The 916-nt window shown below is 63.8% G+C and carries 1 protein-coding gene; it reads right to left on the bottom strand.

Going from position 1 to position 916, the window contains the following annotated elements:
• On the bottom strand, positions 1-683 hold a 683-nt coding region (locus tag ACFONC_RS14265; RefSeq protein WP_386745176.1), incomplete at its 3' end, for a porin family protein.
• Positions 684-916: the final 233 nt, after the last annotated feature.

Here is a 916-nt window from a genome sequence, read left to right as displayed (position 1 = left end):
GGGCACTTGTCGTCGCAATCGTTCACGCCGTCGCCGTCGCTGTCCATGTCGGCGCAGCTCGGGGCGGCCGGGGCCGGGGCGATCGGAGCGGTCGGCTCCGGACCCAGCGGAATCACCACGCCGACCGAGGCGAGGATGTCGCCGAACGCATCTTCATTGGGAGCGGCATGGCTGGCGTCGTTGAAATCGACGCGATAGCCCAGCTCGGCGCGGACGCCGACGCGCTGGCTCAGCGTGCTCTGCACGCCGACACCGACCTTGGCGGCGAAGTTGCCGTCCTCGACCTGGCGGGGCGAGTCCGGGCTCGGGAACGCGTCGTACTCTTCCTCGGAACGCTGGTAGCCCAGTCCGAACAGGAAGTACGGGTTCCAGCTGCGGCCTTCGGCGATGAGGTGGCGGCGCAAGTCGAGCGAGATCCCGTACTGGCTCCAGTTCAGGTCGTCGTTGGCCTCGAAGTTGGCGTTCTGGTAGTTCAGCTCACCATCGACCGACCAGGTCGGGCTGATGAACTTGCCCAGGCCGAGGGTGACGAACGGCACGCTGTCGGTGGTGCGGTCACTGCTCTGGAAGTTGTAACCGGCGCTGCCGGTCAGGTACCAGCGATCGTCGAACTCCTGTGCATTGGCGGCCTGCGCGAAGGCAAGGCCCGCGAGAAGGGCGACACTCAACATGCGGATCTTCATTGCAGACTCCTTATGTATGGATATAAAGCCAAGAACAGAACGAAAAATCTGACCGCCCGATACAGGCGACACCGGCGGCCATCCCCCGTACAGCCGCGCAAGCGCCGCAATCATATCGTATTAGCACAATCTTAACTATACCAGCGGTCGCTGGCGGAACGCCCAAAGACGAAGCCCGGCGTGAGCCGGGCTTCGGGGTACTGCATGGAGCGTCGAACTCAGTTCTGGACGTT

It is taken from the genome of Luteimonas soli, from assembly GCF_042648865.1.
GTDB classification, from domain to species: domain Bacteria; phylum Pseudomonadota; class Gammaproteobacteria; order Xanthomonadales; family Xanthomonadaceae; genus Luteimonas; species Luteimonas soli.
This window is presented reverse-complemented; position numbering and strand designations above follow the sequence as displayed.